Raw genomic sequence first — 23,994 nt, 5'->3', positions numbered from 1 at the left:
ATCAGCCCTTCACCCCGGACGAGATGTTCGAGGAGATGAAGCGGCGTTGGAAGATGATGAACAGTGCGACCGCGGGTGCGGCGAGCACGCACGCCCCGGCGAGGACGGCGCCGAACGGGTTGGCTGCTCGGGCCGACACGGTGGTCAGGTAGTTGGACAGCGACACCGCGAGCGGTTGCAGGGTCTGCTGCTTGGTGATCAGGAACGGCCAGAGGAACTCGTTCCACGGCCCGATGAACGTCAGCAGCACACCGGTCAGCAGCGCCGGTTTCACCAGCGGTACGGCGACCCGCCACAGGATGCTGAGCTCGGACGCGCCGTCGATCCGGGCGGCGTCGAACAACTCGGCCGGCAACTGCAGGAAGTACTGGCGGAACACGAAGACCGCTGTCGAGTTGATCGCGAACGGCAGGATCATGCCGAGGTACGAGTCGGCCAGGCCGTAGCTGCGCACGATCATCACGTACAGCGGGATCGTCAGCAGCTGGAAGGGCACGACCTGGATCAGCAGCATCAGATTGAACACCACCGCGCGGCCGCGGAACTGCAACCGGGCCAGGGCGTAGCCCGCGAGCACACCGAAGATCAGCGTCCCGAGGATCACCCCACCGGTGAAGATGCCGGAGTTGATCAACGATTTCCCGAGGTTGATCGCCTTGTTGATCTCGCTGTAGTTGTGCAGCGTCACGTTCCCGGTCGGGATCGACCCGGAGACGGACGGATCGGGCTCGGCCTGCAGGCTGCCGATCAGCATGTAGTAGAAGGGGAACAGGAACACGAAGGCGCCGATCAGCAGCGCGACGAACCGCAGCCGCATCAGTCTTCCCGCCCGACGAAGCGCCGTTCGAGCAGCGCGAGGATCAGCACGCCGATCACCAGCAGCACGCCGATCGCGGAGCCGACGTCCGGATTGCCTTGTTCGATGCCCTTCTGGTACATGATCAGCACCGGCGACGCCGAAGCGCCGTCCGGGCCACCGCCGCCGGTCAGCAGATAGGGCTCGGTGAACAGGTTGGCCCCGGTCACCGTGGCCAGCAGGACCACCAGTGTGGTCGCCGGCCGGACCCCTGGCACGGTCACGTTCAGGAACGACTGCCAGCGGCCGGCGCCGTCCATCGACGCCGCCTCGTACAGATCCGCGCCCACGTTCTGCAAGGCGGCCAGGTACAGCAGGATGAAGAACCCGAGCTGCTTCCAGGTCACGTAGAACGCCACCGTGGGCATCGCCAGCTTCGAGTTGACCAGCCAGGACGGGTCCGGCGCGAGCGGGCCGAGGATGGAGTTGACCAGCCCGTTCGAGCTGAACAGGAACAGCCACACCCCGACCACTGCCACGCTCGCGGTCACGTACGGCACGTAGTAGCTGACCCGGAAGAACGTCCGCCACCGGATCGCCGAGTTCAGCGCGGTCGACAGCCCGAGCGACAGGATCACGGTCAGCGGCACGTTGATCACCAGGAAGATCAGCACATTCAGGAACGACCGCTGGACGGCGGGGTCCGTCAGCACTGTGACGTAGTTGGCGAACCCCACCCACGGCCGGTCCACGATCGCGCCCGGCGCCGCGAAGAAGTAGTCGTGGAACGACATGTACACCGCGAACCCGAGCGGGTACGCGAACACGGCCGCGACGAACACGACGTACGGCGTGACGAACGCGGTGCCGACCGGATGCTCTCCGAGGATCCGGGTGACCGGACCCCGTCTCATGACTGCTTGACCAGCTGATCGATCTTCTGTGCCGCGCCGTCGAGGGCCTCACCCGGGTCCTGCTGGCCGAAGATCACCGACTTGGAGTAGGCGTCGCGGAAGGTCTGCCAGATGGTGATCGAGTTCGGCACGTTCGGCACCTCGACCGTCCGGGCCGCCTGGTCGGCGAACGTCTTGTAGTCCGGGTTCTTGGTGAAGTAGTCCGCGAACACCGTCGCGACGTCCTTACGCAGCGGCATCTGTCCGGTCGTCTCCAGGAACTTACCGTCCTGCTCCTGGCTGGTGGCGAACTTCAGCACGTCCCACGCGGTCCCGCGGTTCTTGCAGGACGAGTACATCGCGACGTTCTTCGCGTCCGAGAAGGTGTGGATCTCGTTCGCCGGCTTGCCGCTCGAGGTCGGCACCGGGACGACGCCCCAGTCGACCTTGCCCTTGTACGACGCGATCGCCCACGGACCGACGACCGCCATCGCGGCGGTGCCGTCGACGAACGCGTCACCGGTGTATTTCTCCTGCGAGGCGAGCTTGTCGGCGTACATCGTCCGCCAGAAGGTCGCGACCCGCTTGCCCTCGTCGGAAGCGAACGTGGACTTGCCGTCCTCGACGAGTTGCTTGCCGCCGCTCTCGGCCGCGTACAGCGGGTAGAAGTCGAACCAGGACTGGTAGAACTCGTTGCTCGGCGCCGGGTAGATCGCGACCTTCGCGGCCTTCGCGGCGACCAGCTTGCGCGACGTCGCGAGGAACTCGTCGTAGGTCTTCAGCGGCGGGTTGGTGGTGTCGATGCCGGCCTTCGCGAACGCCTTCTTGTTGTAGAAGATCTCCACCGGGTTCGACTTCCAGGGCAGCTGGTAGTACTTGCCGTCCGACGACTTGTACTGCTGCGCGACGTCGCCGGAGCGGTCCTCGATGTAGGACTTGCCGTCACTGAAGCTGTCCAGCGCCACCAGGCCGCCCTGCTTCTGGAACTGCGAGACCGACGCCGGCGAGGTGTTGAAGATCAGGCAGGGCGCGTTGCCCGCGGTGATCGCGGCACCGATGACCTCCTCGGAGCTCTTCCCGGTCGGGATCTCCTGGGCGGTGACCTTCTGGTCCGCGTGGGCTGCGTTCCAGGCCGCCACCATCTGCTTGCCCCACGCCACTTCCTCGGCGTTGTTCGAGTACCAGATCGTGATCGGCCCGGTGGCCTTGGCCGCGGCGTCGGCGTCACCAGAGCCGCCGCCGCTGTCACCACAGGCGGCGAGTGAGCCGGCCAGAACCAGCGCCAGCAGTCCAGCTTGCAACTTCATGTTTCCTCCAGGGGGGCACTACGCAGGCGCGCGGCCGGTGGACCGGCGGACGACGAGCTGCGCGGGGGGAAGCTCGACATCCGGTACGGCGGACGCACCGTCGACGAGCTGGTTGAGGGTGTGCGCCGCCGCTTCGCCGAAGCGGAACGGGTCGGCGCGGACAGTGGTCAGGCCGGGATGGACGTACTCGGCCAGTTCGCTGTCGTCGAATCCGGCGATGCTCAGGTCGTCCGGAACGGTCAGTCCGGCGGCCTGGGCCGCGCCGAGGCCGGCGATCGCCATCCGGTCGTTGGCGTAGAAGATCGCTGTCGGCGGCTTCGGCAGTGCGAGCAACTTCCGGGTCGCCTCGATCCCGCTGGCGGCCGTGAAGTCACCGGTCTCGGCCGCCACCGGCTCCAGACCGGCGGCGGCCAGGGTCGCGGCGAACGCTGTGGATCGCGCGGTCGCGTGCACGAACTCGGGTGGACCGGCAACGTGCGCGATCCGGGTGTGGCCGAGCTCGAGCAGGTGCTCGACCACCGCACTCGTCCCCGGCCGGTCGTCCAGGGTGACCGCCGGGAACGGCGACGTACTGTCGGGGCGGTTCAGCGTGACCGCCGGCAGGTCGAGCTCGACCAGCAGGTCGATCCGGGGATCGTCGTGCCGGAGGTCGGACAGGAACACCCCGTCGACGCGTGCGTCCTGCACGAGCCGCCGGTAACCGGCCTCCTCGTCCGGGCCGGCCGTGACGACCTGCAGGACCAGCGCCTGCCCACCGACGGCGAGCACACTCTCGACGCCGGCGATGAAGGCCGGGAAGAACGGGTCCGAGGACAGCACGGCCGGGTCCCGGGTGATCACCAGGCCGAGGGCGAACGCCTTCGAGACCGACAGTGACCGGGCCCGCTGGCTCGGCCGCCAGCCGAGGTCGTCGGCGGCCGCGAGGATCTTGTCCACGGTCGCCTGCGCCAGCCCGGGCCGCCCGTTGAGCGCGAACGAGACCGAGCCCTTGGACACCCCGGCCCGGCGCGCGACATCCGCGATCGTCGGTCGCTCTTTGCTCACGGCACCTCACTGCAGGGGAGGGAGGGGGATTTAAACCGGTTTAAACAGTCACTAAACCGGTTAAAAACTCTTTCGTCAAGGGTCTGGATCGCAGTCAGACGGCGACGGTCGTCGCGACCGCACCCAGGTCGCGGAGCAGGGACAGACCCTGTGCCCGGGCCGCACGATCCGGAGCTGTCGCCAGCACCACTGCCTGCTCGTACCGTTCGCCGAGCTCGGCCCAGGCGACCGCGGCCTCTCGCCACCGGCCGGCCAGAGTGGCCCCCCACGGTCCGGGTGCGTCGACCGGTTCCGGGACGTCGATCCCGGCCCGGCCCAGATACGCGCAGAGCTCTCCCAGGACCGATCGGTGTCCCGCACTCTCCGCCGTCGCGAGAGTCAGCCGCAGCTCATCGGTCAGCGAACCCCAGGAGCCGTCCAGCCATCCCAGCTCGGCCTGCGCCACTGCCAGTCGCGTGGCCACGAAGCTGTCGTCGGCAACCGCACGGTCTGCCAGCGCAACGGCCAGGACCGCACCGGCCTCCTGGTCTCCGCGCCGCGCGAGCAGACGCGCCAGCAAGCTCCTGGCCAGCGTCTCCATCACCCCCGGTTCACCCGGCGCGTCCAGCAGCTCCCGCAGATCGGCGATCGCCCGATCCCACTTGCCCCGGCTCGCCTGGACCGCGGCCAGAGTGAGTCGCAACCGGTACTGTCCCGCGAAGAACTCCCCGTCCGCCGCGGCCCGGAGCCCACCGGCGACGTACTTCTCCGCTTCGTCCAGCCGGCCGCTGCGATACGCGCCGCCCGCCGCGTTGACGTAGCACCGCACCAAGGTCTCGATCCGGCTGTCCGACCCGGCCAGCGAGATCGCCCGCCGCAGGTCCGCGTCGCCGCCCAGATCACCCCGGGCCAGCCTGGCATCGCCCAGATAGCAACTGGCCTGCGCCTCCAGATCCGGCCGATCGAGGCGCTGGCTGAGGTTCAACGCCCGCTCGGCGGCAGACTCCGCGCGTCGGCTGGGCTCGGCGACGATGCCGACGGTCGCCAGGTTGCTGTGCGCACGGGCCACCTCGATGAGCGCGGCTGCGAGCCGGGCGTCGTCACCGAGCGGCTCGAGGATCTCGACGGCCTGGTCCGCCGCTTGTCGTGCCCGCATCGGCCCGGGCGCGAACATGGCGACCCGCGCCAGCACCAGCAACGCCTCGGCCTGCAGGACGGGATCGCCCCGGGCAGCCACGACCCCTGACTCGGCGGACTCCGAGGCAGCCTCGAAGCGGTTGACGACGTACAGCGAGTAGGCCCGCCGGGTGAACAACTCGGCCGCGGTCCGCGAGTCGAGCAACTCACGATGCCGCAGTACGACGTCCAGTACGCCGGCGGCCTGCCGATGCGCACCAAGGCGGGCTGCCTCGAGCGCGGCACCCGGGCCGTACTCGAGGATGACGTCGATCCGGCCGGCTCGCTCCGCGTGGTGCACCAACCGGGAAGGCTCCACCTCGGGGCGTCCGAGGAGTACGTCGACCACCGCCTTGTTGGCCTGGATCCGCTCACCGGCGGTCAGCGCGGACTCGATCGCCTGCCTGGCCAGCTCATGGCGGAAGGCGACGGTCGTATCAGTACCGATCACGATGCCGGACCGCTCGACCTCGAGCAGCACGTCAGGATCCGCGAGGCTCTCGGCCAGCCGGCGCTCGGTCCGGGTCGGGATGACGGACAGTCGTTCGACCAGCGCCCGTGCGGGGGCCGGCAACTTGCCGACCCGCGCGAGGACGGCATCGCGCACCGTGTGCGGTACGCCGGCCCCACCGCCGGCGAGCACCTCGGTGACGAAGAACGGGTTCCCCTGCGTGACCCGGTGGATCTCCACGGCGTCCTCCGGGGTCGCCGCGCCAAGTCGTCGTACGGCCTCCACGCTCAACGGCGGTAGCGTCACTCGCTGGACCGATGGGCCGGCCAGACTTCCCAGCAACTGCCGGAGCGGGTGCCCGGCATCGACCCCGGTTTCGCGGAAGGTCAGCAGCAGCACCGCAGGGATGCCTGGGAATCTGCGGGCGAGGAAGCGGATCGCGTCGAGGGTCGCGTCATCGGCCCAGTGGATGTCCTCGACCACTACGACCGACGGGCGTTCGGAGAAGATCCGCAGCAAGGCGGGCAGCACACTGTCCGGCCGGTCACCGGCCAGCGCCGACGCCAGCTCCGGATCGTTCTCGGCCATGTCGCGGAACGGCCCGAGGCTGCGCGGCGCCAGCAGGTCGTCACACCCGCCCACCGCCACCCTGATCGCCGGGCTCAGCCCGTCGAGGAAAGCGCGCACCAGCGCCGACTTGCCGGCACCGGCCTCACCCGAGACCAGGGCGACGACCCCGCGGCCTTCCTCGACGGCCGCATCGGCCGCCGCGGCGAGTTCCGCGAGTTCGACGTCGCGCTCCACCAGATCCGTCCGCCCGGGACTGCGGGGTTCCACCGCCACCTGCCGAGGGGGCGGATCGACGGCCAGCAAACGGTCCCGCAGTACGACGGCCTCGGGGCCGGGCGCGAGACCGAGCTCTGCCTCGAGAACCCTTTCCATCCGGGCGTACTGGCGCAGTCCACTCGCTCGATCTCCGGCGACGACCGCCTCGCGCAGGAGCTCGACGTGCGCCTCCTCGTTGGCGGGATCCATGGCCAGCAGGTCTTCCCACCGGCCCGCACACCGCAGCAGCCGCATGACTCGGAGGCGCAGACGCTCGCGGGGTTCCTCCAGCCATGGCTCGGACAAGTCGTCGGGCAGCAGCTCGCCGGCCAGCTTCAAGGCCCGGGCGCAGCGTTCGGGCGACACCGGCTCGGCGCCGAGCGCGTCGTCCGCGCCGAGTTCGAAAGTGGTCGCATCAACCTCGAGCTGCGCATCGGGAAAGAGCGCGATCACCTCACCCTTCAGGACGACGGCGTCCCGATCACCGAGCACGGTGCGGGCATAGTGAGCCGCCTTGTGCAGCCGCGGCAGAGCGACGTCCATCGGGACCTCTGGCCACAGCGCATCCACGACCCGGTCCCGGTGAACCCTGCCGTCGGGAGCCAGCGCGAGCAGCTTGACCAGCGCGGCGGCCTGGCGCCGACCCCACCGGTTCGCGGTGATCGGCGCGCCGTTCACGAGGACGGTGAAACCGCCCAGCAGCTGGACGCTGACGTGCATAACTCGGATCGTAGGCGTCAGGAGAATCCCCTTCTATAGCGAGAAGTGCGCGACCTCGTCGCGCATCGCGGCGCTGACCTCCCGGAGTAGCACCCGCACCTCGTCGAGGCTCCACGCGTACGACGCGACCGACTCGGTAGCGTCGAACAGCGCACTGGACAGGCGATCGCGGGTCGCCTGGTAACCCTCCAGGTCCGCTCCTCCGCCGGTCAGCGCGCCACTCAGCAGCTCGGCATCGCGAAGCGCGTCGGTGATTCCGTGCGTGGTGATCGGATCCTTGTAGTAGCCCGCGTCTCCGACCAGAACCCATCCCGGCCCGTAGGACCGACGGACGAATCCGGCCGCGCCCGCCCAGCCATGCATCCGATCCGCCGCCGTCGCCGCGAACACTCGGTACGCCAGGCCGGTCGAGGTATCCGCGAGCAGCGTGGCGAAGGCCTGTTCGGTCCCGCCCCGACGCAGGGCTCGCATGCGGGCCGGCGTGGTGGCGACGAAGACGCAGGTCAGCCCATCATTCGTGGGGATCAGACCGGCGCCGCTGCCGGCGGCGTACGCGAACTCGTAGCCATCCGCGCGTACGTCGCCGTAGTACCGGTACAGAACCGCGCTCCGGGACCGACCTTGCCGTACGACGGGCGCACCGGTCGCCGCCGCCACGGTCGACCGAATGCCATCGGCCCCGATCGTGATCCCGGCCCGGAGATCCTCGGTCCGCCTCGTACGGTCCCGGACGCGGACGCCGTTCACCCGCCCGCGCTCGTCGTGCAGCAGCGCCGTCACAGCTGTTTCGTGCCGGACCTGCACACCCGCAGCGGCCGCCGCGTCGACGAGAACCCGGTCGAGGAGTTGTCGACGTGGCGCGTACAAGGCGTCCACGCCGCCACTGGCACGGATGGCGACTTCCTCGGGCTCACGGTCGGTGTAGTGGAACGTCGTACAGCGGATCGGTGGCGTACCGGCCAGCTCGTCCAGTAACCCCCAGCGCGACAACTGCAGGACACCGGCCCGCATCAGACCGTGCGTGGAGACGGTGTCGCTCCCGTAGGCCGCCCGCTCGATCAGAGCGACGCGAGCACCCGCTCGGCCCAGCAGCATCGCGGTAGCTGCACCCGCCACCCGTCCACCGACAACCAGAACGTCGTACGTGCTCATGCGGCCGGCTCCTCGTTGCAAGCAGTCAGATGTCGTACGACGGTTGCCGCGTCATGACGAGCTCCGTCGATGAACGCGGAGTCGCGCCGATGCTGGAACCGCTGGCCGACGACATACACACCTGGTGCCGCGGTGACACCGCGGTCCTGCCGGATGTGGCCATCCGGACCGAGGATCGGTAGCCGGAGCCACGGGTAGTCGGGCCGGTAGCCGGTGGCGACGAGCACGGTGGTGATGCCTGCCCTGTGCAGATCCAGGACGGCCTTCGGCGGTGGAGCCACCACAGCGGGTGGCCGGTGGCCGCGCGGGGCATCGACGTACCGATCGACGGCGTCCAGCAGGCGGTACATGCGCGCATCGGCTGCCGCTGTGGTCTCGGCCAGGTCCGGCCGGAAGCGCGCCCGGGCGTCCGCCATCCCGTCGAAGTGACCGAGCAGCCGGACCCCGTCAGCCTGGAGTGTCACCAGGTCAAGCTCTTCGGCCCGGCCCGCCAGCTGCATCGACGGTTCCCGCCGGGCCGCGGCCGGGTCACGGACGTCGTCGATGGTCCGCGCCAGCCGCCCGGTGCGTTCCAGCCACCAGAAGATGTCCTTGCCGCGGTACGAGCGAGGCATCCTCGTGTGCCGGCCCACCGAGAGGAACACGTCGCGGCCGGTCCGGTTGAGCTCGTCGGCGATCTGTACGCCGGAAGCCGAGGCGCCGATCACCAGCACGCCTCCCGGCGGGAGCTGGGCCGGGTTGCGATAGCCGGTCGCCGTGGTGATGTCTTGCCCCAGCCCGGTCGGCACCCGCGGCACTCCGGGTCCGGTCGCGATGACCACGTGGCGAGCTCGCCAGGTGCCGTGGTCCGTCGCCAGCCGATAGTCGCCGCAACCCATACGGGACAGGTCCAGCACCGTGGTGCCGGTGATGATCGGAGCACCGAACGACTCGGCGTACCGCTCGAGGTGGCGGACGAAGCGGCCGGTCGTCATGAATCCGTCCGGGTCGGGTCCTCGGTAGTCCCAGCCGGGCAAGCGCATCATCCAGTTCGGCGAGAGTAGTCGCAGCGAGTCCCAGCGTTCGCTACGCCAGCTCTCGGCGAGCTGTCCCCGGTCGATGACGGCGTGCTCGCGGCCCGCCTGCGTGAGCAGCCGGCTGACAGCCAGCCCGGCATGGCCGGCACCGATCACGACGGTGTCGATGGCGATCATCACATCCCCCTCAGGTGCCGGCCGACGGCGATCAGTTGCAGACGACGTCGATGGCGACGGGCGTCGGGTTCGCGAGTACGTCGTACACGGCCGAGCGGCGCCGGGACTGCTCGACGATGCCGCGCAGGGTCTCCTCGTCGGCCTCACCCTCGATCGCGAAGGTGACCCGGATCTGCTCGTACCCGTTACGGACCGAACCGTCGGACAGACCGAGGATCCCGAGCAGATCGATGTCGCCGGTGACGGTGGAGGTGACCTTGGTGAGCTGCACGCCCCGGGCCGCGGCGATGTTGGCGACGCCGGCGGTCAGGCAGGCGGCGATCGCGTGCAGCAGGTACTCCACCGGCGTCGGCCCGTGGTCGGTCCCGACGAGGACCTCCGGGTGGTCGAACTCGACCACGGTGTCGGACTTGTGCCGCATTTCCTGCATCGCGCCGAAGAAGTCCGACGCGGTGGAACGGCTGTGCGTCCCGGACACCCAGGTGTTGCTCGCCCGGAACTGGAACTTGGCGATCTCGTTCTGGCCCTTGACCGCGTCGATGGTCGCGAACAGCGTCGCGGTGTCGACCCCGTTCCGGCGCGGTTTGTCAGTGGTGGTGGTCATGGATCCTCCCTGGTTGACCTTGCTGCCGTGGACGTTAGGAGGGGCGCCTTCCCGCGACCTTCCCCCGGACTTCCCCTGCGCAGTGCCGCACTATCTGGCGGAATTCGCGCACTTGTTTGCAACTTCTGCTTGACGGGGAGACGCCGCGGCGCTTGACTTGGTCGGCAGTGACGCACCCAGCCGGTAGCGGTCCGACGAGGTCCGGAGTCCGGTTTTCAGGCGCCAGGGCCGCTCGATCCACCCAAGCCCGAGGCGGGGTCGCGTCCCCGGGACCGATGGAGCAATCGTGTCCAACCTCGCTCGCCGCCTGCTCTTGGCCGCTGTGGCCGCAGCCCTTGCCGTGACCGCGGCCGTCACCGTCTTCACCCGCAACCCGGCCGATGCGGCCGTCATGCTGCCGCCGACGCACGCCAAGTTCGACTACCAGATCGGCGGCGCCTACACGCCGCCTGCCGGCGTCCAGGTCGTGACCCGCGACCGGACCGCGGCACCCGCCGCCGGGCTGTACAACATCTGCTGGCCACCCACGCGCACTCGAAGAGCCTGGCCATCGCACAGAAGAACACCGTCGAACTGGCCGGCGACCGGCAAGGCGTCGGCCTGGACTTCGCGGTCGCCGAGGAGTGCGGCCAGTACGACGAGTGCGGTGACTACGTCGATGCCTTTGGCAACAACGTGATCGTGATCGAGTACACCGGCAAGGGCCGGCGGACCGCCTGCTCGCAGTTCGGCGGCACCTTGACGATCGTGCAGCGCGACGTGGACGTCTCGGTCCCCGGTGACTCCGGCTACGTCCGCAAGACCTGCTGAATCAGCTCCACACCCATCACCTGTTTCTGGAGACCGTCATGTCCCAGCATGCCCGTACCCTGTCCCGCCGTGACGTCCTGCGCGCCGCGGCAGCAGCCGCCGCCGTCGGCACCCTCGGCGCCTGCGGCAAGAACGACGACGAAGGAGCCGGCCCGGACGGTGTCGTCACCGTCGACCTCTGGCACGGCCAGGTCGACACCGGCAAGGCGGCGATCGATGCCTTGATCAAGGAGTTCAACACGTCGCACCCGAAGATCAAGGTGGTCGGCGGCGGTGGCGGGGTCACCGCGGACAGCATGCTGCAGAAGGTCACCGCCGGTCTGGCGGCGGGGTCCTTCCCGGATGTCGCGTACATCTTCGGGTCGGACCTCGCCAGCCTGACCAAGAGCCCGAAGGTCGCCGACCTGACCGGTGCGCTGAAGATCGACGACTACTGGCCGGCCGCGAAGGACGCGGTCAGCGTGAAGGGCAAGGTCCGGGCCGCGCCGGCCCTGCTCGACTCGCTCTGCGTGGTCTACAACAAGAAGCTGTTCGCGGCGGCCGGCCTGCCCGAGCCCAAGGCGGGGTGGACCTGGGACGACTTCGTCAGCACCTCGCAGAAGCTCACCAACCCCGCCAAGGGCGTCTTCGGTACCGGCTGGCCCGGCGTCGGCGACGAGGACACGGTCTGGCGGATCTGGCCGATGATCTGGGACCTCGGCGGCGACGTGGTCAGCGAGGACGGCAAGAAGGTGGGCTTCGACCAGGTCGGTGAGAAGGCGCTCGGCACCCTCGACCGGCTGCGCACCGACAAGTCGCTGTACGTCGACCCGAAGCCGGGCAGCGAGCAGCTCTACCAGGTGTTCCTCGGCGGCCGGATGGGCATGGTCGCCACCGGCCCCTGGCAGCTCCCCGAGCTGATCGACAACGGACTCGAGTACGGCGTCGTGCCGCTGCCGTCGTACTCCGGGAAACCGGTGACCATCTCGGGTCCGGACACCTGGACCGTCTTCGACAACGGCAAGGCGAAGGTGCAGGCGGCCACCGAGTTCGTCAAGTGGATGGCCGAGCCGGCGCAGGACATCCAGTGGGACATGGAGGGCGGCAGCCTGCCGATCACCAAGGCCACCGCCGAGCTCCCGCAGTGGAAGAAGCATTCGACCGAGACGAACGGTCTTGACGTGTTCGTCAAGGCGCTCGACACGGCGAAGGTCCGGCCGACGATCACGGCGTACCCGCAGATCTCGCAGCACCTCGGCCAGGCGATCGCCGCTGTCCTGCTGGGCAAGCAGAGCCCGGGTGACGCCGTGAAGCAGGCCGTTGATCAGTGCAACCAGGTGCTGGCGGTGCCGAACTGATGGCCAGCGTGGTCGGTACGTTCACCGTCGATCCCCGGAGCCGGGCCGCGGCCAGGCGGCGTGCCCGGGGTGAGGGTGCGACGGGCTGGGCGTTCGTCAGCCCGGCGGTGCTGATCATCCTGGGGCTGAGCGTCGTACCGGTCGTGTGGTCGTTGCTGCTGTCGTTCCAGGTGAACGACCTGGTCTCGCCGAGCGAGTGGGTCGGGCTGGCCAACTACAAGGCACTGATAGAGGACCCGGCTTTCGGTGCGGCCGTCGAGCACACACTGATCTACACCGTGCTCTACGTACCGCTGAGCGTGGTCGCCGGGCTGTCGATCGCGATCGCACTGGACCGGAAGATCGCGTTCATCGGTCTCTATCGGACCTTGGTGTTCGTGCCGTTCGTGGTGTCGGCGGCGGCGCAGGGCGTGCTGTTCTCGTTCGTGCTGGACCCGGAGTTCGGTGTGGCGAACTCGGTGCTGCACAAGCTCGGTCTGCCGGCGCAGGGGTTCTTCAGTGATCCGGGTCAGGCGTTGTACCTGCTGGTCGCGATCTCGTTGTGGAGCGGGACCGGGTTCTGTGTGATCGTCTATCTGGCCGGCCTGCAAGGGGTTTCGAGCGATCTGGTCGAAGCCGCGCGGATCGACGGAGCCGGGCGCTGGGGCGTCCTGCGGCACGTCACGTTGCCCGCGTTGACGCCGGTGACGATCTTCCTGCTGCTGTTCCAGACCATCAACGCGTTGCAGGTGTTCGACCTGGTCTTCGTCACCACCAAGGGCGGACCGCTCGGGTCGACGACGGTGATCGTGTACTTCATCTGGGAGAAAGCGTTCAAGACGTTCACCGCCGGCTACAGCGCGGCGGCGGCGTACACCTTGGCGGTCGCGTTGCTCGTGATCGGCGTCGCCATGCAGGTCTACCGGCGGAGGGTGGCCCGATGAAGCGATTGCCCTTCAGTGCTTGGCCCTTCAGTCGATGGCACCTCGTACTCGCGCCGCTCGCGGTGTTGTTCGCGTTGCCGCTGGTGTGGTTGCTGGTGAGCTCGGTGATGAGCAATGCCGAGATCAATCGGTTCCCACCGGCGCTGATCCCGCACGCGATCCGGTTCGACGGGTATCGCTATGTGCTCGGCAACGCGTTGTTCCCGCGCTGGTTCGTGAACTCGTTCATCGTGTCGGCGGTGGCAGTGACGGCCAACCTCGTCCTCGGGTCGCTCGCCGGGTACGCGTTCGCGCGGATCCGGTTCGGCGGGTCGAAGATCGTGCTCGGGCTGATGCTGGCGACGATGGTGATCCCGTTCCAGCTGACGATGATCCCGACCTTCCTGGTGATGAAGGAGCTCGGGCTGATCGACACCCTCGGCGCGCTGATCATCCCGTCACTGGTGACCCCGCTCTCGGTGTTCTTGTTCCGCCAGTTCTTCGTCTCGCTGCCACGTGAGCTCGAGGAGGCGGCCTGGATCGACGGCTGCGGGCGGTTGCGGATCCTGATCTCGATCGTGCTGCCGCTGGCCCGGCCGGCGTTGAGCACAGTCGCCGTACTCACGTTCCTGGCGACCTGGAACGACCTGACCTGGCCGTTGATCGCGATCAACACCGACACCACCTACACACTCCAGCTCGGCCTGACCACCTTCCAGGGCCAGCACCACACCCAGTGGGCCGCCGTGATGGCGGGCAACGTCATCACCGTGCTGCCGGTCCTCCTGGGCTTCCTCTTCGCCCAGAAGGCTTTCATCCGCTCACTGGCCTCCACCGGACTCAAGGGATGACATGAGTTTTGACCTCTTGGTGATCGGCGACGCGAACCCGGATGTGGTGATCGGGCCGGTCGACCAACCTCTGCTCTTCGGCCAGCGGGAACGGCTTGTTCCTCATGGCTCTCTCGTACTCGGCGGCTCGGCCTCGATCATGGCGTGCGGTGCGGCCCGGCTGGGGCTCAGTGTCGCGTTCGCCGGTCGGGTCGGCGACGACCCCGCCGGGGACTTCGTCCGTGCGTCGCTGGCCGATCGTGGGGTGAATGTCGACGCTCTGATTGTTGACAACGCCCTGCCCACGCCACTGACCACGATCCTGACCTCTGGCGACGATCGGGCGATCCTCACCTCCCCTGGCTGTCTCCCGGCCACCACGGCGGACGACGTACCGAAAGCGTTGCTGCGGTCGGTTCGGCATGTGCATGCGGCGTCGTTCTATCTGATGCCGGCACTGGCGGCTGGGCTGGCGGGGCTCTTCAAGGAGGCGAAGGCCGCGAAGGCGACGACGTCCCTCGACCCGAACGACGACCCGGCCGGGCGCTGGGACCGGATGGTCCTGGACCCGATCCTGCGCGTCACCGACTACTTCCTGCCGAACGCGGCGGAGGCGCTGGCGCTGACCGGCCATCCTGCGGTCGAGGACGCCGCGGGCATCCTGGCTCGGCGGGGACCGCTGGTCGTGGTGAAGAACGGCGCCGACGGCGCTCTGGCCCACAACGGCCACAAGGTGACGACCGCGCCGGCGCTCAAGGTCGACATCGTCGACGCCGTCGGGGCAGGTGACAGCTTCGACGCCGGCTGGGTGGCCGCCGTCCTGAACGGATCCCGCACCGGCCGGGCACTCGCGATCGCCGCAGCCTGCGGATCGCTGTCCACCCGAGCGGCCGGAGGCACCGCGGCCCAACCGGACTGGGACCTAGCCATCGAGAGCGTGACCACATGAGCAAGATCGTCTTCATCGGCGCGGGCAGCGTGGTCTTCACGCAAGGGCTGCTCGCCGACCTGTTCAGTCTGGACCTGGGTCCGCTGCATATCGCTTTGCACGACATCGATCCCGAGCGACTCGACACGGCGGCCGCCGCGGCGGCGTACATCGCTCGGGAACGTGGAGCGACGCCGCGGATCACCGCGCACCTCGAGCGCCGGGCGGCGCTGGACGGCGCGGACTTCGTCATCAACATCGTTCAGGTCGGCATGAACGCCGCGACCCGGGCGGACTTCGAGATCCCGGCCCGGTACGGGATCCGGCAGACGATCGGGGACACCCTCGGCGTCGGCGGGGTGTTCCGGGCACTGCGCACGTTCCCGGTACTACGCGGGCTCGCGGAGGACATCGCGGACGTGTGCCCGGACGCGTGGCTGCTGAACTACACCAATCCGATGGTGATGAACGTGTGGTACCTGGCCGCGCTCGGAGTGGGCAAGGTCGTCGGGCTCTGCCACTCGGTCTACTGGACGATGCAGGGCCTGTCCGAGCTGGTCGGCGTACCGTACGGCGACGTCACCTATCTGGCCGCCGGGGTGAATCATCAGTCGTGGGTCCTGCGGTTCGAACGCGGCGCCGAGAACCTGTACGAGCGGCTGGACGCGGCGATCGCGGCGGATCCCGAGATGCTGCGGCGAGCGCGGGTGGACATGTACCGGCGGCTCGGGTTCTATCCGACCGAGACGAGTGAACACTCGTCGGAGTACGTGCCGTGGTATCTCTCGCATCCGGCCGAGATCGACCGGCTACGGCTGCCGGTGGGTGCGTACCTCGGGATCGTCGAGGAGAACCTGGCGTCGTACGAACGGACGCGAAACGCGTTGAAGGCCGGAGAACCGGTGGTGGTCGAACCAACGATGGAGTACGCGCCGCAGGTCATCCACAGCATCGTGACCGGGACGCCGCGGACCATCTACGGCAACGTGCCGAACGGCGGGCTGATCAGCAACCTGCAAGCCGGCGCGGCCGTCGAAGTTCCTTGCCTGGTTGACGGTTCGGGTGTGCAGCCGACCTCGGTCGGCGCGTTGCCGGCACAGTGCGCCGCGCTCAACCGGTCCTATCTCAACGTGGCCGAGCTCGTGGTCAAGGCTGCGATCGACGAGGACCCACGAGCGATCCGGCAGGCCGTGATGGTCGACCCGGCCACCGCGGCGGCCCTACCGGTCGAGCGGATCTGGGAGCTGTGCGACGAGATGGTGGTTGCGCACAGCAATTACTTGGCGCCGTCGTTGAAGGCGGCGGTCAGGTAGGCGCGGTAGGTCGCGAAGCCGTCGAGGACCTCGGCGGCGGTCGGATTGCCGGTGAGAGCGCCGACGCCCTGGCCCGCGTAGATCGAGGCGCGGGCCGGGTCGGCGGCGCGGGTCCCGTCGACGTACTCGGCGTGACCGGCGTCGTCTGACTTCAGCTCGTCCTCGCGACCCTGCCAGGTGTCGAAGTACGCGTTGCGGAGCGCCCGTCCGCCGAACTCGTCCGGCCACCCGGCCCGCGACGCCGCATCGAAGACCGTGCCGTAGACGGTGTCGGTCTCGTCCGCCTCGATCACCCGCCGCCGAACCGGCTCCGACGTCAGTGCCTCTGCGCAGGTGAGGAACGCCGTACCGATCCAGCCGCCGGCGGCACCGGCAGCCAGTACGGCGGCCAGCCCGCGCGGTCCCGAGATCCCACCACCCGCGAGCACCGGCAGGTCCGTGAGGTCCAGAATCGCTTGCAGCAAAGGAAGTGTGGCGACGGCGTCGCGGCCGTGCCCACCGGCTTCGGCGCCCCGGGCAACGATCGCGTCGACACCGGCGTCGATCGCTTCCCGCGCGTCGGCGACCGTCCCGGCCTGGGTGGCGACGACGATGCCCGCCTCCTGCAGCGGACCGACGTACGACGCGTAGTCGCCGAAGCTCAGCGAGACCAGTGCGGGCGTCAGCTCCAGCACCGCCTCGAGATGCTCAGGCCGCTCCTGCACCGACCAGGCCATCAGCCCGATCCCCCACGGCTTCCCACTCGCCGCGACGACCGCGCCTTCGGTCCGGATCCAGTCAGCGGTCACCGCCGACCCGGCGCCGAGCATGCCGAGCCCACCCGCCGCCGAGATCGCGGCGGTCAGCTTGCCACCGCTGACGTTGGCCATGGGCGCGCCCACCACGGGCACGCCCAGGCCGAACGTCTCCGTCAGCCACACGGTTCTTGGCTCAGAACTTGTAGACGTCCGAGGCCGGGTCACCGTGGCAGCGCTTGTACTTCTTGCCCGAGCCGCACGGGCAGGCGGCGTTGCGCGGGGTGCCCGCGTACTGCAACGCACCTTCCTCGCCGGCCTCCTGGCGAACCGCGACCTCGTCGTCACCGTCGATGGTCGGGGCGGAGTAGGACAGGCGCTGCGGCCGGCTGTCACCGGTCAGCCCCTTGGCCCGCAGCCGCGGAGTGTCCCGCGGGCGCACCTCGTCCTGGACCCGGCCGGGGAACTCCGCCACCGGTGCACCCGGGGTGAGGATGTCCTCGATCCGGCGGCCTTCGAGGCCTTCGGACTCCAGGTCGATGTTCACCGCCGCGTCCGCCTCGGCGGCCAGCTCCATCTCGGCGCGCATCGCCTCGACGTCCACCTCGACGTTGAAGATGAAGGCGACCGACTCCTCCTTGATCGACTCCATCATCGCCGCGAACATGTCGTAGCCCTCGCGCTGGTACTCCACCAGCGGGTCGCGCTGCGCCATCGCGCGCAGGCCGATGCCCTCGCGCAGGTAGTCCATCTCGTACAGGTGCTCACGCCACTTGCGGTCCAGCACGCTCAGCACGACGCGACGCTCGAGCTCACGCATCGCGTCCTCGCCGAGCAGCTCCTCGCGCCGCTCGTACGCCGCCCGGGCGTCCTCGATGAACCGCTCGATCAGGAAGTCCTGGGTCAGGCCGGCCTTCTCGCCGCCGGCCTCCTCGATCAGCTCGTCCTCGGTCAGCTCGGTCGAGTACAGCGTCTTCATCGCGGTGAACAGCGCGTCCAGGTCCCAGTCCTCGGCGAACCCGTCCGCGGTCGCGCCCTGCACGTACCCGGTGACGGTCTCGTCGAGCATGTCGCTCACCTGCTCGCGCAGGTTGGCACCCTCGAGCACCCTGCGGCGCTCGTCGTACACGACGTGCCGCTGCCGGTTCATCACATCGTCGTACTTGAGGATGTTCTTCCGGGTCTCGAAGTTCTGCGCCTCGACCTGGGACTGTGCCGACGCGATCGCCTTGGTGACGACCTTGTTCTCCAGCGGCTGGCTGTCGTCGTTGTTGCGCGACATCGCCCAGTCGACCATCTCCCGCTTGAACAGCCGCATCAGGTCGTCCTCGAGCGACAGGTAGAACCGGGACTTCCCCGGGTCGCCCTGGCGACCGGCACGGCCGCGGAGCTGGTTGTCGATCCGGCGGGACTCGTGCCGCTCGGTGCCCAGCACGTACAGGCCGCCCGCCTCGCGGACCTCCTCCTGCTCGTCCTTGACCTGCTTCTCGAACTGCCCGAGGACGTTCGGGTACTCGGCCTCGTACTCCTCCGGGGACTCGGCCGGGTCCAGGCCGCGGGCCCGCAGGTCCTTGTCGGCCAGGTGCTCCGGGTTTCCGCCGAGGATGATGTCGGTGCCGCGGCCGGCCATGTTGGTGGCCACCGTGACCGCACCCTTGCGGCCCGCCTCGGCCACGATCGCGGCCTCCCGGGCGTGCTGCTTGGCGTTCAGCACCTCGTGCGCGATGTTCTCCTTGCGCAGCCGCGCGGACAGCCGCTCGGACTTCTCCACGCTGGTGGTGCCGACCAGGATCGGCTGGCCGCTCTGGTGCACGTCGACGATGTCCTTGACCACCGCGTCGAACTTGGCGTCCTCGGTGCGGAAGATCAGGTCCCGCTCCTCGACCCGGATCATCGGCTTGTTGGTCGGGATCGGGACCACGCCGAGGTTGTAGACCTTGGAGAACTCGGCCGCCTCGGTCATCGCCGTACCGGTCATGCCGGCCAGCTTGTCGTACAGGCGGAAGTAGTTCTGCAGGGTGATCGTCGCGAGGGTCTGGTACTCCTCCTTGATCTCGACGCCTTCCTTGGCCTCGATCGCCTGGTGGAGTCCCTCGTTGTAGCGGCGGCCGTGCAGCGTGCGGCCGGTGTGCTCGTCGACGATCAGCACCTCGTTGTCGACGACCACGTAGTCCTTGTCCTTGCGGAACAGGTCCTTGGCCTTCAGCGCGTTGTTCAGGTAGCTGATCAGCGGGGTGTTGGCCGACTCGTACAGGTTGTCGATGCCGAGCCGGTCCTCGACCTTCTCGATGCCGCGCTCGAGGATGGCGACCGTGCGCTTCTTCTCGTCCACCTCGTAGTCGGCCACCGGGCGCTGCTCCTCCGGCACCTTGTCGTCGGCGATCCGCGGCTTCAGCGTGCCCGCGATCCGCGCCATCTCGACGTACCAGCGCTGCGAGTCCTCGGCCGGGCCGGAGATGATCAGCGGGGTCCGGGCCTCGTCGACCAGGATCGAGTCCACCTCGTCCACGATCGCGAAGTTGTGCTCGCGCTGGACCAGGTCCTCGATGCTGCCCGCCATGTTGTCGCGCAGGTAGTCGAAGCCGAACTCGTTGTTGGTGCCGTAGGTGATGTCCTTGTTGTACGCGACCCGTCGCTCGGCCGGCGTCATCTCCGGCAGGATCACGCCGTAGTCGAGGCCGAGGAAGTGGTACACCCGGCCCATCCACTCGGCCTGGAACTTGGCCAGGTAGTCGTTCACCGTGACCACGTGCACGCCGCGGCCGGACAGCGCGTTCAGGTACGTCGGCATCGTGCCGACCAGCGTCTTGCCCTCACCGGTCTTCATCTCGGCGATGTTGCCCAGGTGCAACGCCGCGCCACCCATGACCTGGACGTCGTACGGCCGCTGGTGCAGGGTCCGCTTGGCGGCCTCCCGGACCACGGCGAAGGCCTCCGGCAGCAGCGCGTCGAGCGACTCCCCGTTCTCGTGGCGCTGCTTGAACTCCGCGGTCTGACCACGCAACTCCTCGTCGGTCATGCCGACGAAGTCGTCCTCGATCGAGTTGACCATCTTCGCGATGCCCTGGAGCTGACGCAGGATCTTGCCCTCGCCGATCCGCAGGACCTTGTCGATCACCTTCATGGTGGGGAGTTCTCTCCTTGCTGCTGAAGCCTGGAAGCGGGCGACGCCTAAGAGCACGTTCCACCCTCGGGCAGGCGCGCGACACCCATGGTACGGGGCTGGGTGTCCCAAGCCACGCCGGATGCGTGCCGACCGGCTTATCGGACCCACGTTCAGGCGGGCGGGAAAGTTCCCGCTGCTCCGTCAGAAACCTCGCAGGGCGTCACTGAGTGCTGGCGAGAGGTCACCGCCCCCGGCCACCCGGACCTGGTCGAGCCCGAGCCAGCCGGCCAACTGGACGAGCTCGGCGGCCAACTCGTCCGCCGTCTCGACCGGCGCCTTCGGCTCCGCATGGGCCGATTGGACCAGCAGGACGCCGGCTGTCCGGTCCGCCTTGAGGTCCACCCGGGCGACCAACCGGTCCCCGAGCAGGAACGGGAGGACGTAATACCCGTAGATGCGCTTCTCGGCCGGGACGTAGATCTCGATCCGGTACCGGAAGTCGAACAGGACCTCGGTCCGGGTGCGCTCGAACACCAGCGAATCGAACGGGCTCACCAGGGCCCGCGCGTTCACCCGCCGCGGCAGCCGCGCGTCCCGGTGCAGGTACGCCGGCCGCTTCCACCCGTCGATCTGGACCGGGAGCAGCTCGCCCTCCTCGACCAGCTCCGCGATCGCCAGAGCGGTCGGCTCCGGCGAGGTCCGGAAGTAGTCCTTCAGGCACTGAGCGGTCGCCACCCCGTGCGCCTTGGCCGCGATCGACACCAGCCCTCGATGCGCCTCCGCCACGGACGGCGTCGGCGTCTCCAGTACGTTGCGAGGCAGCACCCGCTCGGGTAGGTCGTACATCCGCTCGAACTGCTGGTTGCGACGGGCCACCGTGATCTCGCCGGCGAAGAACAGGAACTCGAGGGCGCGCTTCACGTCGGACCAGTTCCAGCCCCAGTTGGTCCGGTCACGCTCGACGTCGTCGTCGATCTCGCGGGCGGTCAGCGGACCGTGCTCGCGGACGTCGGCGAGCACCTGCTTGACCAGCTCCGGCCGCTCCGCGGCGATCGACCGCGGGCCGCCCCAGGCCTCGGTCGCCGCGCGGGCCATCCGCCAGCGCATCAGCGGGTGCGTCTCGACCGGGATGAGGGACGCCTCATGCGCCCAGTACTCCACCAGGCGCCGTGGTGCCTTCCCCGATGCCCGGTCCAGCAGGTCGCGCGGGTAGGGCCCGAGCCGTGAGTACAACGGCAGGTACTGGGTGCGGCTCAGCACGTTGACCGAATCGATCTGGATCAGACCGATCCGTGCCAGCACCCGAGCCAGCGCCCGCGCATCCGGAGTCCCCTTCGGGCGAGGATCCATGAATCCCTGCGCCGCAAGCGCAACCCGCCGAGCCTGAGCCGTCGACAACACCTGCATGGTCATGGGGCCTCCCGGCCTGGGCTGAGGAGCGTAGGGAGCGCAGCGACTGGAGCGACGAGGGAAGGCCGGGAGCCAAGGCCCCATGACCACGCCGGCGCCGAAGGCCCGGCCAAAAGCACTGTCACCCTCTGGATTCTGCCGGACACCTCCGACAGAAAATCCGGCCATAACTCGGAAGTTACCGCAAGTGGGAGGTGCGCTACGGAGGGTGTTCAAGGGACCCTGCGAGGAGGTCACGCCGCCCGTGTGGCCCCTATCAACCTGGAGTGAGGCATGACAGGAAGATTGCAGTTGGTCCGGGCCGTGTTGGCGGCCGGCGTACTGACCGCGGCGTCCCTCGGTGCGGTGGCCGTGGCCGGCTCCGCATCGGCCGCACAGTCGCCCGACGGACCCAAGACCCGGATCGTCGGCGGCACCATCGCCCACACCGCGGACACCCCCTGGGCCATTCAGCTGTCCAACAGCGGCTCCCCCGACCCGACCGAGGAGTGGTGCGGGTCGACGCTGGTGAAGGCGAACAAGATCGTCACCGCCGCACACTGCGCGCAGGAGGCGGCGACGACGTACACCGCCATCCAGGGCCGGGACGTGCTGAGCGACAAGTCCACCGGCAAGGAGTCCAAGGTCAGCAGCATCTGGGTGGACCCGCAGTACGGCACGCAGCCTGGTCACGACGTCGCGGTGATGACGCTGGCCACGCCGTTCGACGGCGTACCCACGCTTGCACTGGAGACAGACAAGGCAGCGGACACGGCCGGCGCCGCCTCCGTCGTCTACGGCTGGGGTGAGACCGAGGGCACCGGGCCGGCGGACACCTTCCAGAAGGTCGACGTACCGGTTCTCGGAGACGCGTACTGCGAACAGGCGTACGCGAGTGAGGGCTACACCGCCGGCGGCGAGATCTGCGCCGGCTACGAGGACGGCGGCAAGGACTCCTGCCAGGGCGACTCCGGCGGCCCGCTCGTCCTCAACGGCCGCCTGTTCGGCGTCGTCTCCTGGGGCGTCGGCTGCGCGGACGCCGGCAACCCCGGTGTTTACGCCGAGGTAGCCACCTACGCCACCGAACTCCAGTCCCAGATCGACAGCTAGACCGAACCGAAGCGTTCGGTGTGGATCCGGCGGAGCGGGACGCCGAGGGCGGCCAGGTCGTGGCTGACCGAGGTGACCATCGGCTGGGGACCACACAGGAAGTAGTGGAGCCGGTGCGGGCGGCGCGGGAGGTTACGGCTGAGCAGGTTGTGACCGATCCGCCCGGCCTCGCCGGTCCACCCCGGTTCGGGCGCGCTGACCACCTCGACGACCTTGAGGTTCAGCCGCGCCCGGACCTGCTCCACCTCGCGCCGCAGCATCAGGTCGGACTCGGTGCGGGCCGAGACGATCAGCCACAGCCGCCGCTGGTCGGCCCGGTCCGCGAGCGTCCGCAGCATGCTGAGCAGCGGCGTGATGCCGACGCCGGCGCCGATGAACACGAACCCGGGCGCGCCGTCCAGGCCCTCGATGGTGAACCCGCCGTACGGCCCGTCGAGAAAGACCGGACGGCCCGGGCGGAGCGCGCTGAGGAGTTCGGTGAAGTCTCCCAGCGCCTTGATGGTGAACTCCATGCGGTCCGGGTGTTCGGCGGACGAGGCGACGCTGAACGGGTGTTCCTCGAAGACGAACGGCGTCGAACCGATCTTGAGCCAGACGAACTGGCCGGCCTCGAAGGACAGGCCGGGATGACCGTCGGCCTGGATCGTCAGCGTCACGCCGTCACCGGCCGCGTCCCGCACCGACATCACCGCGTAGGCGAACTTCCGGGACCGGATCGGCAGCCAGATCCAGCGCCGCGCGGCCAGGCCGGCCAGTAACAGGCCGGACGCGACGAACCACCCGGCCACGACGAGGTGCGACACCAGATGGCGCAGCCACCAGACGTGCAGCCAGGCCGCGACGAGGACGACCGCCACCAGCCCGTTGTGAACCAGCCGCCAGCCCTCGTAGCGCGGCTGGCGGCGCGGACGTCGCAGCGCAAGTACGACGACCAGCACCAGCGCGACCGTCGACGTGACGGCCGCCCGGGCCGCCCAGGTCGTGTTCCAGAACTCGAGGATCGTCAGGCCGCGCGGATCGACGAACAGCACCGCGACGAGATGCACGATCACCAGCACCACCGCGATCAGCGCGACCATCCGGTGGATGGCGAGCACGGTCTCGATCCCGAAGGCCGCGATCAGCCAGGGCAGCCGGGCCGGTAGCGCGACCGCCACCACCAGCGCGGAGAAGCCGACCAGCCCCGCGCTCAGCACCAGCGCAGCCCCGGCACCGGCGTCCGGTGGCCCGATCACTCCCCAGGTGAGGACCAGCGGGACCAGCAGGACGGCGAGATACCAGAGGAACCAGGCGAGCCGCGCCAGCGGGCCACGGACTCGTGCTGAGGCTCGATGGCGGGACATGGCGACTTGCTTCCAGGACCAGGGGAAAATCCGGACTCTGGAAGGCTACGCC

Annotated in this window: 19 protein-coding genes; 7 read left to right on the top strand and 12 right to left on the bottom strand. The window is 68.9% G+C overall.

Going from position 1 to position 23,994, the window contains the following annotated elements:
• Position 1: 1 nt before the first annotated feature.
• The 8 genes from ACZ3HV_RS35025 to ACZ3HV_RS34990 form a co-directional block, all read right to left on the bottom strand.
• Positions 2 to 817 carry a carbohydrate ABC transporter permease gene (locus ACZ3HV_RS35025; protein WP_465690795.1) on the bottom strand — a complete coding sequence of 272 codons (816 nt, stop codon included), beginning with the start codon at positions 815 to 817 and terminating at the stop codon, positions 2 to 4.
• Positions 817 to 1,710: a carbohydrate ABC transporter permease gene (locus tag ACZ3HV_RS35020; protein ID WP_360363654.1), complete on the bottom strand. Its 894-nt coding sequence runs from the start codon at positions 1,708 to 1,710 to the stop codon at positions 817 to 819. Before ACZ3HV_RS35020 ends, ACZ3HV_RS35025 begins: the two co-directional genes overlap by 1 nt.
• Complete coding sequence (locus ACZ3HV_RS35015; RefSeq protein ID WP_465690793.1) at positions 1,707 to 2,996, bottom strand: extracellular solute-binding protein; 1,290 nt, start codon at positions 2,994 to 2,996, stop codon at positions 1,707 to 1,709. The genes ACZ3HV_RS35020 and ACZ3HV_RS35015 overlap by 4 nt, the downstream gene beginning before the upstream one ends.
• A gap of 18 nt (positions 2,997 to 3,014) precedes the next feature.
• Entirely contained in the window at positions 3,015 to 4,040 is a 1,026-nt protein-coding gene (locus ACZ3HV_RS35010) for a LacI family DNA-binding transcriptional regulator (RefSeq protein ID WP_465690791.1), read from the bottom strand.
• Between the two features lie 94 nt (positions 4,041 to 4,134).
• Entirely contained in the window at positions 4,135 to 7,191 is a 3,057-nt protein-coding gene (locus tag ACZ3HV_RS35005; protein WP_465690789.1) for an ATP-binding protein, read from the bottom strand.
• Between the two features lie 33 nt (positions 7,192 to 7,224).
• The gene (locus tag ACZ3HV_RS35000; RefSeq protein ID WP_465690787.1) at positions 7,225 to 8,343 is read right to left on the bottom strand and encodes an NAD(P)/FAD-dependent oxidoreductase; all 1,119 of its coding nucleotides are present in this window, start codon (positions 8,341 to 8,343) and stop codon (positions 7,225 to 7,227) included.
• Positions 8,340 to 9,536 carry an FAD-dependent oxidoreductase gene (locus ACZ3HV_RS34995; RefSeq protein ID WP_465690785.1) on the bottom strand — a complete coding sequence of 399 codons (1,197 nt, stop codon included), beginning with the start codon at positions 9,534 to 9,536 and terminating at the stop codon, positions 8,340 to 8,342. The genes ACZ3HV_RS35000 and ACZ3HV_RS34995 overlap by 4 nt, the downstream gene beginning before the upstream one ends.
• Before the next feature lie 31 nt (positions 9,537 to 9,567).
• A complete protein-coding gene (locus tag ACZ3HV_RS34990; RefSeq protein ID WP_465690783.1) occupies positions 9,568 to 10,140 on the bottom strand; it encodes an OsmC family protein in 573 nt (190 codons plus the stop codon).
• Positions 10,141 to 10,653: 513 nt separating this feature from the next.
• On the opposite strand from ACZ3HV_RS34990, the gene ACZ3HV_RS34985 reads away from it, so the two are divergent.
• The 6 genes from ACZ3HV_RS34985 to melA are packed head-to-tail and all read left to right on the top strand — an operon-like array spanning position 10,654 to position 16,260.
• Positions 10,654 to 10,950 (top strand): endo alpha-1,4 polygalactosaminidase, encoded by a 297-nt coding sequence (locus tag ACZ3HV_RS34985; RefSeq protein ID WP_465691044.1) that lies wholly within the window; start codon positions 10,654 to 10,656, stop codon positions 10,948 to 10,950.
• A 38-nt stretch (positions 10,951 to 10,988) separates the two neighbouring features.
• Positions 10,989 to 12,287 carry an ABC transporter substrate-binding protein gene (locus ACZ3HV_RS34980; protein ID WP_465690781.1) on the top strand — a complete coding sequence of 433 codons (1,299 nt, stop codon included), beginning with the start codon at positions 10,989 to 10,991 and terminating at the stop codon, positions 12,285 to 12,287.
• A complete protein-coding gene (locus tag ACZ3HV_RS34975; RefSeq protein ID WP_465690779.1) occupies positions 12,287 to 13,210 on the top strand; it encodes a carbohydrate ABC transporter permease in 924 nt (307 codons plus the stop codon). The genes ACZ3HV_RS34980 and ACZ3HV_RS34975 overlap by 1 nt, the downstream gene beginning before the upstream one ends.
• A complete protein-coding gene (locus ACZ3HV_RS34970; RefSeq protein ID WP_465690777.1) occupies positions 13,207 to 14,040 on the top strand; it encodes a carbohydrate ABC transporter permease in 834 nt (277 codons plus the stop codon). Before ACZ3HV_RS34975 ends, ACZ3HV_RS34970 begins: the two co-directional genes overlap by 4 nt.
• A 1-nt stretch (position 14,041) precedes the next feature.
• Positions 14,042 to 14,968 (top strand): carbohydrate kinase family protein, encoded by a 927-nt coding sequence (locus tag ACZ3HV_RS34965; RefSeq protein ID WP_465690775.1) that lies wholly within the window; start codon positions 14,042 to 14,044, stop codon positions 14,966 to 14,968.
• Positions 14,965 to 16,260, top strand: coding sequence for an alpha-galactosidase (melA, locus tag ACZ3HV_RS34960; protein WP_465690773.1), 1,296 nt, complete (start codon positions 14,965 to 14,967; stop codon positions 16,258 to 16,260). Before ACZ3HV_RS34965 ends, melA begins: the two co-directional genes overlap by 4 nt.
• Here the strand turns inward: melA and ACZ3HV_RS34955 are convergent.
• The 3 genes from ACZ3HV_RS34955 to ACZ3HV_RS34945 all read right to left on the bottom strand — a co-directional run bounded on the left by ACZ3HV_RS34955 (position 16,224) and on the right by ACZ3HV_RS34945 (position 21,507).
• Positions 16,224 to 17,129, bottom strand: a complete 906-nt coding sequence (locus ACZ3HV_RS34955; RefSeq protein ID WP_465690771.1) for an NAD(P)H-dependent flavin oxidoreductase — start codon at positions 17,127 to 17,129, stop codon at positions 16,224 to 16,226. The genes melA and ACZ3HV_RS34955 overlap by 37 nt on opposite strands.
• A gap of 61 nt (positions 17,130 to 17,190) precedes the next feature.
• A complete protein-coding gene (gene secA, locus ACZ3HV_RS34950; RefSeq protein ID WP_465690769.1) occupies positions 17,191 to 20,118 on the bottom strand; it encodes a preprotein translocase subunit SecA in 2,928 nt (975 codons plus the stop codon).
• Positions 20,119 to 20,301: 183 nt separating this feature from the next.
• Complete coding sequence (locus ACZ3HV_RS34945; protein WP_465691042.1) at positions 20,302 to 21,507, bottom strand: winged helix-turn-helix domain-containing protein; 1,206 nt, start codon at positions 21,505 to 21,507, stop codon at positions 20,302 to 20,304.
• 276 nt (positions 21,508 to 21,783) lie between these two features.
• Between ACZ3HV_RS34945 and ACZ3HV_RS34940 the strand changes: the two genes are divergently transcribed.
• Positions 21,784 to 22,599 (top strand): S1 family peptidase, encoded by an 816-nt coding sequence (locus ACZ3HV_RS34940; RefSeq protein ID WP_465690767.1) that lies wholly within the window; start codon positions 21,784 to 21,786, stop codon positions 22,597 to 22,599.
• Here ACZ3HV_RS34940 and ACZ3HV_RS34935 read toward each other — a convergent pair.
• Positions 22,596 to 23,942 carry a ferredoxin reductase family protein gene (locus ACZ3HV_RS34935; protein ID WP_465690765.1) on the bottom strand — a complete coding sequence of 449 codons (1,347 nt, stop codon included), beginning with the start codon at positions 23,940 to 23,942 and terminating at the stop codon, positions 22,596 to 22,598. The genes ACZ3HV_RS34940 and ACZ3HV_RS34935 overlap by 4 nt on opposite strands.
• Between the last annotated feature and the right edge of the window lie 52 nt (positions 23,943 to 23,994).

It is taken from the genome of Kribbella sp. NPDC020701, assembly GCF_055562215.1.
Note: the sequence above shows the minus strand (reverse complement) of the source record. Positions and strands in the feature narration are given on the sequence as shown.

Coding starts and splice junctions, on each gene's coding strand:
- ACZ3HV_RS35025 (WP_465690795.1), bottom strand. CDS start 817: ATGCGGCTGCGGTTCGTCGCGCTGCTGATCGGCGCCTTCGTGTTCCTG.
- ACZ3HV_RS35020 (WP_360363654.1), bottom strand. CDS start 1,710: ATGAGACGGGGTCCGGTCACCCGGATCCTCGGAGAGCATCCGGTCGGC.
- ACZ3HV_RS35015 (WP_465690793.1), bottom strand. CDS start 2,996: ATGAAGTTGCAAGCTGGACTGCTGGCGCTGGTTCTGGCCGGCTCACTC.
- ACZ3HV_RS35005 (WP_465690789.1), bottom strand. CDS start 7,191: ATGCACGTCAGCGTCCAGCTGCTGGGCGGTTTCACCGTCCTCGTGAAC.
- ACZ3HV_RS35000 (WP_465690787.1), bottom strand. CDS start 8,343: ATGAGCACGTACGACGTTCTGGTTGTCGGTGGACGGGTGGCGGGTGCA.
- ACZ3HV_RS34995 (WP_465690785.1), bottom strand. CDS start 9,536: ATGATCGCCATCGACACCGTCGTGATCGGTGCCGGCCATGCCGGGCTG.
- ACZ3HV_RS34990 (WP_465690783.1), bottom strand. CDS start 10,140: ATGACCACCACCACTGACAAACCGCGCCGGAACGGGGTCGACACCGCG.
- ACZ3HV_RS34980 (WP_465690781.1), top strand. CDS start 10,989: ATGTCCCAGCATGCCCGTACCCTGTCCCGCCGTGACGTCCTGCGCGCC.
- ACZ3HV_RS34975 (WP_465690779.1), top strand. CDS start 12,287: ATGGCCAGCGTGGTCGGTACGTTCACCGTCGATCCCCGGAGCCGGGCC.
- ACZ3HV_RS34970 (WP_465690777.1), top strand. CDS start 13,207: ATGAAGCGATTGCCCTTCAGTGCTTGGCCCTTCAGTCGATGGCACCTC.
- ACZ3HV_RS34965 (WP_465690775.1), top strand. CDS start 14,042: ATGAGTTTTGACCTCTTGGTGATCGGCGACGCGAACCCGGATGTGGTG.
- melA (WP_465690773.1), top strand. CDS start 14,965: ATGAGCAAGATCGTCTTCATCGGCGCGGGCAGCGTGGTCTTCACGCAA.
- ACZ3HV_RS34955 (WP_465690771.1), bottom strand. CDS start 17,129: ATGGCCAACGTCAGCGGTGGCAAGCTGACCGCCGCGATCTCGGCGGCG.
- secA (WP_465690769.1), bottom strand. CDS start 20,118: ATGAAGGTGATCGACAAGGTCCTGCGGATCGGCGAGGGCAAGATCCTG.
- ACZ3HV_RS34945 (WP_465691042.1), bottom strand. CDS start 21,507: ATGCAGGTGTTGTCGACGGCTCAGGCTCGGCGGGTTGCGCTTGCGGCG.
- ACZ3HV_RS34940 (WP_465690767.1), top strand. CDS start 21,784: ATGACAGGAAGATTGCAGTTGGTCCGGGCCGTGTTGGCGGCCGGCGTA.
- ACZ3HV_RS34935 (WP_465690765.1), bottom strand. CDS start 23,942: ATGTCCCGCCATCGAGCCTCAGCACGAGTCCGTGGCCCGCTGGCGCGG.